Origin of the sequence: Chitinophaga sp. W2I13 (assembly GCF_050434005.1) — a bacterium.
In the GTDB taxonomy this organism is placed as follows: domain Bacteria; phylum Bacteroidota; class Bacteroidia; order Chitinophagales; family Chitinophagaceae; genus Chitinophaga.
Window position 1 is genome coordinate 1124443 of the sequence record NZ_JBNPWD010000001.1, and the last position, 13139, is coordinate 1137581.

The following is a 13139-nucleotide window of genomic DNA, read 5'->3' on the forward strand; positions in this document are numbered from 1 at the left end:
ATAACAATATTGACGATCCTGTAGTCAGAACAGGAAAAATTTCTTTTTAGATCCGGTGGCGCCACCTTCTTTTTTACTTTTCAGCAAAACAAATCTTTTAAAACGTAACCATCGCTCGTAGAGCTTTATGTTTCCTTTAAATCTGCGGCGGCGTCTGGCGTGGTGTATGTGACCGCTGGCGCTTACGGAAAATTGTGGCTCTGGTTGTGGTGCAGCAGCAGTGGCTTTTTCGGACATTGCTTTCTCTTCTGCTTCCTTCAGTTTTTCCAGCGGGTTGTACAGCATGGCGGTACACAGGCAGTTTTTCCTGTCTTTCGCCGTGAGGATATCGAAGTTTACGCAGCTTCTGCAGCCTTTCCAGAACTCTTCGTCATCGGTGAGTTCGGAATAGGTTACCGGCTCGTATCCGAGTTCGGAGTTGATTTTCATTACTGCCAGCCCGGTGGTTAAGCCGAAGATCTTGGCATCTGGGTATTTCTCTCTCGACAGCTCGAATATTCTCTTTTTAATTGATTTAGCCACACCGTGGCCTCTGAAGGCGGGATTAACGATCAGACCTGAATTCGCTACAAATTTCTCATGACCCCAGGCTTCTATATAGCAGAAGCCTACCCATTCGTCTTTGTCGGTAACAGCAATTACCGCTTTGCCTTCCTTCATTTTCAGTTCTACATAGTCAGGAGAACGCTTGGCAATGCCTGTTCCTCTTGCTTTTGCAGACGATTCCATCTCGTTTGTGATGGTATTTGAATAGTGAACGTCGTCAGGAGTGGCTACCCTAACGATGATATGTTGATTTTCCAACTTTTTAAATTGAAATCGTGAATCAATAAACTAACTTGAAATTCCATTGCTGGAAAGGTTCACCGGAGGATTGGGGAATCGCGGTGCGATAGCGGTCATATTCAGACAAGCGCTATCAAATTCTAGGTCGTCGGGAAAGAAATCTAAAGACATTGAACCCAACAGAATATACCCCCTCGATGAAAGCGGGATGATATGCAGAAATGTTGGTATGAGTTGCGGTTTTTTCCAACTTCAGTTCAGCGTTAAATTGTTATAAATATTGTCTTTAGTTTTAGATTATCCGCAAAGTTATAACAATATCCTTTTAAATAGTCGAATTTTTTTTGGGTAGAGAAGAATTTTAACAAATGCGGAGGTTGTCTTTCTCGCTGATTACGCTGATTATACTGATTATAAGGATTTGATCACTTGGATTTTAAAGGATTTGGGGAGATATAAGCGGAGGTTGTCTTTCTCGCTGATTACGCTGATTATACTGATTATACTGATTATAAGGATTTGATCACTTGGATTTTAAAGGATTTGGGGAGATATAAGCGGAGGTTGTCTTTCTCAGGATTACGCTTATTATGCTGATTTTAATATGAAAATATATTTAATTATATGATAATGTATATAGGGAGATAAAAATGGAATATCCAATTCTATCTCCCCAAATCCTTTAAAATCCAAATGATCAAATCCTTATAATCAGTATAATCAGCGTAATCCTGAGAAAGACAAAATCCGCGTCGGTGTTACCGGGTAATTACGCCCAACTCGGCAATTGCGGCCTGCGCCTGCTTTTCGTCTGCGGGCGAAGTGGCCACAAAGCGGATATAGCGGGCGGTAGTCTTTTTGAAAGCCACTGTTTGCTGTACCGGGTTGTTTTTGATATTGGCAAACTGACCACTGGCTACCGGGCTGCCCCAGTTTTTGCCATCGGTGCTGGTGTAAAATCCGTAACCATAAATAATACCTTCGCCGGTGGGCGGAGTGTAGGTAAATCCTTTCAGGGAAAGGGTTTCGCCTAGATCCACCTGCAACTCATGCGGGTATCCTTTATTGCCTGCCACATAAATAGTAGCGGTATTGCCGTCTATTGCTTTAGCAGGGTCATTATCTTTGGTGGCCGCTTCCGGGGAAATTACTTTCCATTTGGCAGAAGCGATATCAAAGGTAGCGGTAACGGTTTCGCTGGCAGTTTTGCCGTTGTCGAGGAACGCTTTGGCGTGTACCACACCGCCCAGGGGCAGGTTGATAACCGTACTTTCTGCAGATATATACTTCGGCGACTTCACGGTAGGTTCGCTGCCATCCAGGGTATAGTGAATATCGGTATCGCCGGATTCGCTGTGTATCCATACTTTTCCGTCGGCGGTACGGCCTATCTGTGGCAGGGTGAGCAATCCCGGCGCCTTATAGAGCTGCACTTCGCTGATCACCGGCGCCGCCTTGGCATCCATGATATTGATACGCACCTGGGTGGTGGTGTAATCTTTCAAACGCAATATACGTTTGTGGCCGATGGTGGTTTCATTGGCAATTTGCTTCCAGGCGCCTTGCTCCAGCACTTCCACGTTGAAGGCTTTCACACGCTGCCCCAGTGCAATATATTCCTGCAGCACCAGCCTGTTGAACGTAACCGGCTGTTTATACGTAAGCGTAATAGTGGTAGCAGCGGCATCGTCGGTGGTGGCCCAGTAGGTGTTGTTGGTACCATCATTCAGGTGCGACACTTTCACCGCTTTATTATTGCTGCGTGTATGAGTAGCCGTTACTACGGCCTGCTTTGCCAGGTTGGTTTTAAAAGATGCATCCAGTACACGGCGCAGTTCCATCAGGCGGGTGGAGTCGTTGGGGTGGATAAGACCATCGCGGTCAACCGGCACATTGAGGATCAGGTTACCGTTGCGGCCCACGGAGCCGTAATAAATATCGAGCAGGGAGGACACGGACTTCACCTTATCGTTTGTTTCCGGGCTGTAAAACCATCCCGGCCGGATGGATACATCGCATTCTGCGGGAATCCATTGTTCGCCATCCTCATTACCTTCATTGAGTGATTTGGTGGCCGGGCCGTTGGCGCCTGGTGCAAAACCTTTTACGTTCAGTGTGCTCCAGTTGGTGGTGCCGGCAATACCATTCTCATTGCCTACCCAGCGGCAACCCGGGCCTACATCACTGAAGATGACAGCATTGGGTTGATTCTTATATACCACGCTGTGGAACAGGTTCCAGTCGTACGGCTGTTTGATATTACCGCCATTGGCCCCATCGAACCACTGCTCAAACACAGGGCCGTAGCTGGAAAGCACTTCATTGAGCGTATTGGCGAACACCTGGTTATAACCGGGCTTGCCATATTCAGGATGGTTGCGGTCCCACGGAGAGAGGTACACGCCAAACTTCAGACCGTACTCTTTACAGGCGGCAGACAATTCTGCCAGCACGTCTCCTTTACCATCTTTCCATGCGCTTTCGCGGACAGTGTGGGTGCTGTACTTGCTGGGCCAGAGGCAGAAGCCATCATGGTGTTTGGCGGTGATCACAATTCCCTTCATACCGGCCGCTTTGGCGGTACGTGCCCACTGACGGGCATCCAGGTGGGTAGGATTGAATACTTTCGGATCTTCATCTCCATGTCCCCATTCCTTGTTGGTGAAAGTGTTTGGACCAAAATGAATGAACATGTAATATTCCATGTCATTCCAGGACACCTGCGCTTTGGAAGGCAGGGCGCCATAGGGCTTGATTTCCTGGGCCATTGCCATATTAAAGCCTAGCAGCCCCGCGAGGAGTAACGTGTTTTTCTTCATTGCCGGAAATAAAAGTTACAGATTACGATGTGAGCGAAGATATAGCAGATAATCAGAATCATTCAATCTCAAATTCCCTATTATTAATTCAATTTTAGCTTAAACCGGCCTTTGACACGAGGCTGATACGCCTTTGATACGCCTTTGAGGTGGACTTGATCCGCTTTCGCCCGTCTGTAGCGCGAAATAAGCCACAATTCTTCGCCGTTTATCACAAAAATGTAAGATTATTCCCTATTGGGTTGGTTTAGATAAATCAATTTTTATAAATTTAGTCCCTCCTAAGACGTATAATGTATACGCTGATAAACTTTGAACAATGAATAAAAATCCACTGCATCGCAGAAGTTTTCTGAAAAACACGGTAGCAGCTGGCGTAGGACTTTCTATGCTCGGCTCTTCTGCCAAATTATTTGCCAACGAAAAGAAACCAAAAGTTAGAATTGGTCTGATTGGTGTTGGCGCCCGCGGACTCGGTCACCTGAATTTCTGTCTCCATCGCGAAGATGCGGAAGTAGTTGCTTTCGCAGATCCTGACACCGCCTACACCCTCCCGAAGGTACGTGCCATGATCGAAAAGGTATACGGCGGCAAAAGAAAAGTAGCTGAATACACGAATGGTCCGGAAGATTTCCGCAACATGCTGAAACGCGACGACATCGACGCAGTGATTATTGCTACTCCCTGGGAATGGCACTCTATCATGGCGGTGGCCTGTATGAAAGCAGGAAAAACACCGGCGGTGGAAGTTTGCGGCGCATCAGATATCCAGGAATGCTGGGAGCTGGTAAACACCAGTGAAGAAACCGGCATCCCCGTATTTGGTATGGAAAACGTATGTTACCGCAGGGATGTGATGGCGGTACTGAATATGGTACGCCAGGGTTTATTTGGTGAGCTTATCCACTTACAGGGTGGCTACCAGCATGATCTGCGTGGCGTTAAGTTTAACAACGGCAAGCAGTATTACGGCGGTGGTGTGGAATTCGGAGAAAAGGCGCTGTCGGAAGCCAAGTGGAGAACTAACCACTCTGTGCATCGCAACGGTGACCTGTACCCTTCCCATGGCCTCGGTCCTATCAACAACTATATCAATATTAACCGTGGTAACCGTTTATTGTCGCTGACATCCGTGGCTACCAAATCCCGCGGTCTGCATAAATACATTGTAGACAATGGCGGTGAAAACCATCCAAATGCAAAAGTAGAATTCAAACTGGGCGATATCGTGTCTACCCTGATCAAAACCAACAATGGTGAAACGATCATGTTGTCGCACGACACCAACTCCCCGCGTCCTTACTCACTGAACTTCCGTGTTCAGGGTACCAATGGCCTGTGGATGGATGACCAGGAATCTATTTACGTGGAAAAGAAAAGTAAGTACGACGAGTGGGAAAAGACCGGCGACTTTAAAGACGCCAACAGCTACTTTGGAAAATACGACCACCCATTGTGGAAAAAGTATGCCAACGATGCCGCAGGCGCAGGTCATGGTGGTATGGACTGGTTTGTACTCAACTCTTTCCTGGAGTGTATCAAACGTGGCGCACCTTACCCGCTGGATGTATACGACATGGCTACCTGGTACGCTATCACTCCACTGAGTGAGCAATCCGTGGCAGAAAGTGGCAGTGTACAATTCATTCCGGACTTCACCCGTGGCCGCTGGATGAACAGAACGCCGATCTTCGCACTGGACGACCAGTACTAAGCGGAGGAGCGCCTTCGGCGCTTTAAATTGTCTTGGAGCGCTGATTACGCTGATTATACTGATTTCCTTGATTTGATTTTCCGGGATTTTAAAAAAGAAAAGGGAGATAGAAGCGGATATTCGCTTTTATCTCCCTTTATCTTTAAAAATCAAATATGATCAAATCTTAGTAATCAGTATAATCAGCGCTCCAAGACAATTTAAAAGCGCCGGAGGCGCCTAGTCAATAATGGAAACCCCTTCCTCTATAATAGTTACATATACTTCCGGCTCCTTACCATATTGATCCTGGTACCGGGATTTGATGAAGGAGACGTATTCATCTACCTGATCGGATTTTACGAGGTTGATGGTGCAGCCACCAAAACCTCCGCCCATTACGCGGGCGCCGGCCACTTCTTTTCTTTCCCTGGCAAGAGATACGAGGAAGTCCAGTTCCGGGCAGCTTACTTCATAGAGTTTGCTCAGTCCTTCGTGGGTGGCATACATCAATTCTCCAAACTGTTGCAGGTCGCCTTTCCTGAGCAGTGCGGTGGCATCCTGTACGCGTTGTATTTCAGCGATCACGTAATTACAGCGGTCGTATACTTTGGAAGAAAGCTGTGCGCGTACTTCGTTGAGCATATTCATATCTGCATCGCGCAGGGATTTTACGGCAGGGTGATTTGCCTGGATGGCCTTTACCCCTTCCTCACACTGCTGCCTGCGTACATTATATTCCGAGGAGGCGAGTGAGTGGTGTACCATGGAATTGCACAGCACTATTTTGTAATCGGGGAAGCTGAAAGGGAAATATTCAAATTCCAGGCTGCGGCAGTCGAGGCGCATTACCTGGTCTTTTTTACCATGCAAGTTTGCAAACTGGTCCATGATGCCGCATTTTACGCCGGGGAAAGTATGTTCCGCTTTCTGACCGATGAGGGCCATTTGCATGCGATCCAATCCGTATGCGAAGATGTGGTCCAGTGCGGCCACGAGGCCACCTTCCACTGCCGCGGAGGACGACATGCCTGCGCCTACGGGAATATCGCCGGCCAGTACACAATCGAAACCCTGTACTGGTAGTCCGCGTTCCTGCAGCTGATACACTACTCCCATGAGATAGTTGATCCATCCGGGGGTTGGCTTCACCTCGTCCAGGCTGAACGACATGGTTTCGTTGGTAAAAACGGCGTGTACATTACATTGCTGAGTATTGTTGAGCGCGATGGCGTATACAATTTTTTTATCGATAGCTGCGGGTAAAACAAAACCATCATTATAATCTGTATGTTCACCGATCAGGTTGATTCGTCCGGGCGAAACGACCATCAGTGGCTCTTTTTCAAATAAGTGGATAAACTGCTCCCTGGTTTCTTGTATCATTAAAAGATGATTAAACGTAAAATTTACACCTAAAAATATAAAAATGATTGAGAATAAAAAAAGGTTGTTCCGAAAATCGGAACAACCTTTCAAAAAATATCAGGAGTAGTTAATTCTTGCCTACTTTGTCGCCTACCAGGGCATAAAACAGGATGTACAGGTAGCAGGGCACCATGCAGTACAGGAATGCGTGTCTGAAATCGATGCTGCTGCTGTAAAGGAAGCTGAACATGCTGTGCTGGTCGAACATACCGCTATAGATCTGCGGGATTACGCCACCACCGGCGATACCCATTACCAGTAAGGCGGAGCCTATTTTGGTAAAGCGTCCGAGTCCGTCGATCGCCATTGGGAAAATGGCCGGCCACATGAGTGCGTTTGCCAGTCCGAGTAAAGCGATGAATGTTACCGCAGAGAAGCCGGTAGCGAAATAGGCGGCTACAGTAAACAGTACGCCCAGTATAGCAGAGATCTGCAATCCTTTTTTACCCGAAAGGTATTTCGGGATGGTGGCGATGCCTATTACATAACCTGCCAGCATGGCAACGAGGGTAAAGGTGGTGAAGTACTTGGTATCGTCTACGCTCATGCCGAGGGCTTTTCCGTACTGACCGATTACGTCGCCGGCCATTACTTCCACGCCTACATAAACAAAGATGCAGAGTACGCCCAGCAACAGCTGAGGGAACTGGAATACGCTTGTTTTACCGGTGGTAGCTGCGGCGGTGGCAGCATCTTCCGAATTGGTATCTATTTCCGGTAAAGAAGAACGTTTCAGGAGAAACGCCAGTATAGTTAATATGATAGCGATAGCTACATAGGGTCCGATTACGCGGGAAGCCAGGCTATCGAGTAAAGCATTTTTCTGAACTGCATCTACCGCAGCGGCGATATCTTTTTCCAGCTTGTCGGCTCCTTTCAGTACAATAGAGCTGAGGATCAGTGGTGCCAGGGCGCCTGCACTTTTGTTACAGATACCGAGGATACTGATACGTTTGGCAGCGCTTTCCTTTGGTCCGATGATGCTGGCGTAAGGGTTGGAAGCGGTTTGCAGCAATGATAATCCCGCGCCCTGGATGAACAGGCCGGTGAGGAACATGGCAAAGCTGCGTGCGTTGGCGGCAGGAATAAATACCAGGGAGCCGATGGCTATGATGAGGAGTCCTAAGGCCATCCCATTCTTGAAACCTGTTTTGTTCAGGATAAAGGAAGAAGGAATAGAGAGGAAGAAGTAGGCCATATAAAAGGCCATGGTTACCAGCAGCGCCTGGGAAACGTTCAGTTCACATACGATCTGGAAAAACTGGATCAGTGTTCCATTGAGCCAGGTAACAAACCCGAATACGAAAAACAATATGCCGATGATGGCCATTGATTGCGCATACCCGGCCTGTTTGGAAGGGACTTTCATTGTTACTGTTTGGTTGGACATAAGCTGTCAGAATTATTTTTTTTTGATAAACACGAACATAATTAAACTTCTCTTATATTTCTTGTATATTTCGCAATTATTTTTGCTAAAACGTTTTACCCAATCACTAAATTGCAAGAATATTTTGACTTTTTAAAAAATTTTAAAAAAATAATTATACATTTAACCGGCAAAATTTCACCGTAACTTAACACGTTTATGACTGAGCAATCAAAACAAAACGCACAAAGCACCCATCCTTCGTTCTTTGTGCTTATTCTGGTTTTCTTTTTCTGGGGATTTCTGGCTGCCTCCAACAGTATCTTTATCCCATTTTGCAAATCTCACTTTAACCTTACCCAGCTGGAGTCGCAGCTGATCGACTTCTCTTTTTACAGTGCCTATTTTATAGGTTCACTGATCCTGTACCTGGCTTCCACTGCTAGAAAAGTGGATATCCTCAACAAGATCGGGTACAAGAAGGGTATTATTTACGGGTTGCTGATTTCGGTGCTTGGCTCCGTGATTATGATTCCATGTGTGAATAAGGAAAAGATTGTTCCTATTAAAGAAACCATTGCTGACATCAGCGGTTTCCAGGTAGAGCAGCAGTTACAGACTTCCGACAGGCAGGTGAAGATCCGCCGTGAGAAAGACCCTGACACTTATTCGCTCCTGATCAGCAGCAATGAATCCGCTGAAAAGTACACCACGAATCCACAGTTAATTTCTGCAGTTTCCGGTGGTTTTACAAAAGATGAGGAGCATAAACAATATGCTGCCAGCTTCACAAAAGCCAACCTGGAAAAGATAGTTACGGTACTGGATACAGATTATAAACAAACGGTTACGTTCGGATATTTTGCCCTTATCCTCATGGCTTTATTTATAGTGGCCTTAGGATTTTCACTGCAGCAAACTGCTGCCAATCCATTTGCTATTTTACTGGGAGATCCTGCCAAAGGTACACACCGCCTGAATCTCGCGGGAGGTATCAACTCCTTCGGTACTACCATCGGACCCATCATCGTGAGCATGTTGCTGTTTGGTAATATTAAGGGCGGCGAAGTAAGTACGGATATCAGCAAGATCAATACTTTATATTTCCTGCTCATTGCGTTGTTCCTGATTGCAGCTGCTATTTTTGCTTTTGTGAAGATGCCGGAAAGCCAGGATACAGAAGGTTTTGAATCTTCTCCTAAAGCTACTAAGTCATTACTGGCTATCACCTTTATGTTCATCCTGATCCTCATGGGGCTGGTGCTGAAATTTGAATTGCCTATGTTCATTGCCGGTATTGTGGGTATTATCGGTATCCTCTTCTATACCAAGATGGCATCTGCCAACAACAGTGAAGGCTGGGGTGCCATGAAATATCCGCAGCTGATCCTGGGCATGCTGGCCATCTTTATATATGTGGGTGTGGAAGTATCCATTGCCAGTAATCTCGGCGCATTGCTGAAGCATCCTGGTTTCCTGACTGTAAAAGGTTTGGCAGAATCAGAACTGGATCCTTATGTATCGCTGTTCTGGGGAAGTATGATGATTGGCCGCTGGACCGGTGCTATCAGCGTATTTAATGTATCTAAAACCACCCGTAATATTCTCTGTGTAATTGTTCCTTTTGTGGCTTATGGTGTTATTCTCGGCGCCAACAGCATCAAGGGCAATGATATCAGTGTTTTATATCCATATGTCATCTGTATAGTGGTACAGATCATTGGCTTCTTCGCCGGCCAGGACAAACCTGCCAAAACCCTCACCATCTTTGGTTTGCTGGGTGTTGGTTCTGTTCTGATCGGATTATTTACCACCGGTCAGCTGGCTACATTTGCATTTATCAGCGGCGGATTATTCTGCTCTGTGATGTGGCCAAGCATTTTCGCATTATCTATCGCAGGCCTGGGTAAGTATACCGGTCAGGGTTCTGCGTTCCTGGTAATGATGATCCTCGGTGGCTCGCTCATTCCTCCTGTACAGGGCGGTCTGGCAGACATTGCAAGCATTGGTATCCACGCCTCTTATGTTATTCCGGCGCTGTGCTTTGCTTATCTCGCGTTCTTCGCATTTAGAGTTAAAACCATTTTAAAATCTCAAGGAATTGATTATGAGTCAGCAGTTAGCGGTGGGCATTGATATCGGGGGTACTAACACCAAATTTGGTATTGTAGACCGCAGGGGTAATATTATATGTGATGGTCGGATGTTAACCAATCAGCACGAAGATGTAACCGGCTTCCTGGATGAATTGCACGAACACCTGTCCGCGCTTATTGAACAAGCGGGAGGCATCGAAAACATGAAAGGTATCGGGGTAGGCGCTCCTAATGGCAACTACTACACCGGCAATATAGAATATGCGCCCAACCTGCGCTGGAAAGGCGTAGTACCGCTGGCCAGTCTGCTGGAGCAGAAATTCGGTTTGCCTACCGTACTCACCAACGACGCCAATGCGGCAGCTTTGGGAGAACTGATTTATGGTGCTGCCAGGGGTATGAAAGACTTTATCGTGATCACCCTGGGTACAGGTGTAGGAAGCGGCATTGTAGCCAACGGGCAGCTGATTTATGGTCATGATGGTTTTGCCGGAGAGCTGGGTCACTGTATCGTGATCCCTGGCGGCAGGCTGCATGCCGGTACCGGAGCACATGGTTCGCTGGAAGCGTATGCTTCTGCCACCGGCGTTACCAATACCGCCATAGAATTCCTGGCTAACCGCCCGGATACGCCCAGCATCATGCGGGAGCATACCAACGAAGAAATCAATTCCAAGCTCATCTACGAAGCAGCCATGGAAGGCGATCCGCTTGCCAGGGAAGTATATGAGTTCACCGGCAAAATACTCGGTGAAGCCCTCGCCAATTTCGTGATGTTCTCCAGCCCGGAAGCGATTGTGCTGTTCGGCGGCTTAACCAAAGCCGGAGACCTCATCATGAAACCGGTACGGGAGCATATGGAGAAGAACCTGCTTCCTATTTTCCAGAATAAGGTTAAATTGCTGTTCTCTGAACTGAAAGAAAGCGATGCAGCTATTCTGGGCGCCAGCGCACTGGCATGGGAAATGAAAGACTAGCTTTCAGCGGAAGCAGAAAAGTATAAAATGCTTTATATGAGTAATAGAAGATCATTCCTGAAAACAGCGGCCCTTAGCGCCGCTGTTTTCTCTTTGGACGGAGTAACGGGAACGCCTGCACGTTCACAGGGGAAACGCGGACCGGTAAAAGGAAAGCCGATTGTGGTATCTACGTGGGACTTTGGCCGTGCAGCCAATGCTGCTGCGTGGGAGGTACTGAAGAAAGGCGGCCGCGCACTGGATGCTGTGGAAGCAGGCGTAAAGATACCGGAAGCAGATCCCAACAACCACACCGTTGGTTTCTCCGGTTACCCCGACCGCGACGGCCGTGTTACGCTCGATGCCTGTATCATGGATGAACATGGCAACTGCGGCTCTGTAGGCGCGCTGGAACATGTAACCCACGCTATTTCTGTAGCCCGCCTGGTGATGGAAAAAACACCGCACGTAATGCTGGTAGGCGATGGCGCCTTACAGTTTGCACTGGCCAATGGCTTCCAGAAGGAAAACCTGCTGACGCCTGAATCAGAAAAAGCATGGAAAGAATGGTTGAAAACATCGGAATATAAGCCTGTCATCAACATAGAAAACAAATCGTATACGCCCACCAACGGCGCCACCGCATTTAATCCGCTGATGCTGCCCGGGAATGCATACAACCACGATACAATAGGCATGGTTGCAATGGACGCCGACGGCAACCTGTCCGGCGCCTGCACTACCAGCGGCATGGCCTTTAAGCTGCATGGCCGCCTGGGCGATTCTCCCATCATCGGCGCAGGATTGTATGTAGACAATGAAATTGGCGCTGCTACCAGCACTGGTGTTGGCGAAGAAGTGATCAAAATAGTAGGCAGCCACCTGGTGGTGGAACTGATGCGTCAGGGATATCCGCCGGAAAAGGCCTGTAAAGAAGCAGTAGACCGTATTGTGAAAAGAAGTCCTTCCAAAGCAAAAGAAATCCAGGTTGGTTTCCTGGCCCTCAATAAAAAAGGAGAGCATGGCGCTTATTGCCTCCAGAAAGGCTTTAGCTATGCGGTGTGCACCAGTGATACCAGCAATGTGCTAATTGACGGGAAACATCATTTTTAGCAGACAGGGATCAGCCGTTGTGGCTGATCCCTGTACTGATACCTCATTTTCAAAAGCTATTTTTTATGTCTTTCACCCTCGAAATATGTGCAGGATCAGTAGCATCCTGCATTGCAGCGGAAGAAGGCGGCGCAAACCGGATAGAACTGTGTGACAACCTGCTGGAAGGCGGTACTACGCCCAGCTATGGTGCCATTGCGCTGGCCAGGGAAAAAGTAAAAATAGACCTCTACCCTATTATCCGCCCGCGTGGTGGCGATTTCCTTTACTCCGACCTGGAATTTGAAGTAATGAAACGTGATATTGAGCTTAGCAAGCAACTGGGCTGCAACGGTGTGGTAATTGGTATCCTCCTGCCTGATGGCCGGGTAGATAAACAACGATGCAAAATACTTGTTGACCTGGCATGGCCGATGGGTGTTACTTTTCACCGCGCCTTTGACATGACAGACAACCCGTTTGAAGCCCTGGAAGATATCATTTCCATCGGTTGTGAACGGATCCTTACTTCGGGTGCGCGCAATACTGCGCTGGAAGGCGCGTCTCTATTGAAAGAGCTGGTGGAAAGGGCGAACGACCGCATCGCTATTATGGCCGGTTCCGGTGTTCGTGCCAGCAATATTGCCCAGCTGATTACCGCTACAGGTGTTACGGAATATCATACTTCCGCAAAAGCCTATGAAGAAAGCGGGATGATCTATCGCAATCCCAATGTGAGCATGGGCGGCATTCCCGGCGTTCCTGAGTATGGCATCTCTGCCACACAGAAAAAAGAAGTAACATTAATACGTGAAATAGGAGAGAAAACATTACTATCTTAGTCGCTCTGTTTAGCTAAAGATTTATTGAAAACCCATTATTAATTGCAGGCTGACGTGT

At 47.5% G+C, this 13139-nt stretch carries 9 protein-coding genes; 5 read left to right on the forward strand and 4 right to left on the reverse strand.

All coding sequences use genetic code 11. From position 1 onward, the window contains the following. Positions 1-24: 24 nt before the first annotated feature. Both QFZ48_RS04525 and QFZ48_RS04530 read right to left on the reverse strand, forming a co-directional pair. On the reverse strand, positions 25-804 hold the full coding sequence (locus QFZ48_RS04525) for a GNAT family N-acetyltransferase (protein WP_370909718.1): 780 nt from the start codon (positions 802-804) through the stop codon (positions 25-27). Between the two features lie 740 nt (positions 805-1544). Beyond that, positions 1545-3605, reverse strand: coding sequence for an alpha-L-fucosidase (locus tag QFZ48_RS04530; RefSeq protein ID WP_429061304.1), 2061 nt, complete (start codon positions 3603-3605; stop codon positions 1545-1547). A 319-nt stretch (positions 3606-3924) separates the two neighbouring features. Between QFZ48_RS04530 and QFZ48_RS04535 the strand changes: the two genes are divergently transcribed. Then, positions 3925-5319, forward strand: coding sequence for a Gfo/Idh/MocA family protein (locus QFZ48_RS04535; protein WP_370909716.1), 1395 nt, complete (start codon positions 3925-3927; stop codon positions 5317-5319). A gap of 219 nt (positions 5320-5538) precedes the next feature. On the opposite strand, the gene galK is transcribed toward QFZ48_RS04535, so the two are convergent. Next, positions 5539-6684, reverse strand: a complete 1146-nt coding sequence (gene galK, locus QFZ48_RS04540; protein WP_429061305.1) for a galactokinase — start codon at positions 6682-6684, stop codon at positions 5539-5541. 109 nt (positions 6685-6793) lie between these two features. Further along, complete coding sequence (locus QFZ48_RS04545; RefSeq protein WP_429045409.1) at positions 6794-8116, reverse strand: sugar MFS transporter; 1323 nt, start codon at positions 8114-8116, stop codon at positions 6794-6796. Positions 8117-8314: 198 nt separating this feature from the next. On the opposite strand from QFZ48_RS04545, the gene QFZ48_RS04550 reads away from it, so the two are divergent. From QFZ48_RS04550 to QFZ48_RS04565, 4 genes are all read left to right on the forward strand, one after another. Next, positions 8315-10231: an MFS transporter gene (locus tag QFZ48_RS04550; RefSeq protein WP_429045408.1), complete on the forward strand. Its 1917-nt coding sequence runs from the start codon at positions 8315-8317 to the stop codon at positions 10229-10231. After that, a complete protein-coding gene (locus tag QFZ48_RS04555) occupies positions 10203-11168 on the forward strand; it encodes an ROK family protein (RefSeq protein ID WP_370909712.1) in 966 nt (321 codons plus the stop codon). The genes QFZ48_RS04550 and QFZ48_RS04555 overlap by 29 nt, the downstream gene beginning before the upstream one ends. 36 nt (positions 11169-11204) lie before the next feature. Then, on the forward strand, positions 11205-12260 hold the full coding sequence (locus tag QFZ48_RS04560; protein WP_429045406.1) for a N(4)-(beta-N-acetylglucosaminyl)-L-asparaginase: 1056 nt from the start codon (positions 11205-11207) through the stop codon (positions 12258-12260). Between the two features lie 65 nt (positions 12261-12325). Next, positions 12326-13081 carry a copper homeostasis protein CutC gene (locus tag QFZ48_RS04565; RefSeq protein WP_429045404.1) on the forward strand — a complete coding sequence of 252 codons (756 nt, stop codon included), beginning with the start codon at positions 12326-12328 and terminating at the stop codon, positions 13079-13081. The last annotated feature ends 58 nt before the right edge of the window (positions 13082-13139 follow it).

Coding starts and splice junctions, on each gene's coding strand:
- QFZ48_RS04530 (WP_429061304.1), bottom strand. CDS start 3,605: ATGAAGAAAAACACGTTACTCCTCGCGGGGCTGCTAGGCTTTAATATG.
- QFZ48_RS04535 (WP_370909716.1), top strand. CDS start 3,925: ATGAATAAAAATCCACTGCATCGCAGAAGTTTTCTGAAAAACACGGTA.
- galK (WP_429061305.1), bottom strand. CDS start 6,684: ATGATACAAGAAACCAGGGAGCAGTTTATCCACTTATTTGAAAAAGAG.
- QFZ48_RS04545 (WP_429045409.1), bottom strand. CDS start 8,116: ATGTCCAACCAAACAGTAACAATGAAAGTCCCTTCCAAACAGGCCGGG.
- QFZ48_RS04550 (WP_429045408.1), top strand. CDS start 8,315: ATGACTGAGCAATCAAAACAAAACGCACAAAGCACCCATCCTTCGTTC.
- QFZ48_RS04555 (WP_370909712.1), top strand. CDS start 10,203: ATGAGTCAGCAGTTAGCGGTGGGCATTGATATCGGGGGTACTAACACC.
- QFZ48_RS04560 (WP_429045406.1), top strand. CDS start 11,205: ATGAGTAATAGAAGATCATTCCTGAAAACAGCGGCCCTTAGCGCCGCT.
- QFZ48_RS04565 (WP_429045404.1), top strand. CDS start 12,326: ATGTCTTTCACCCTCGAAATATGTGCAGGATCAGTAGCATCCTGCATT.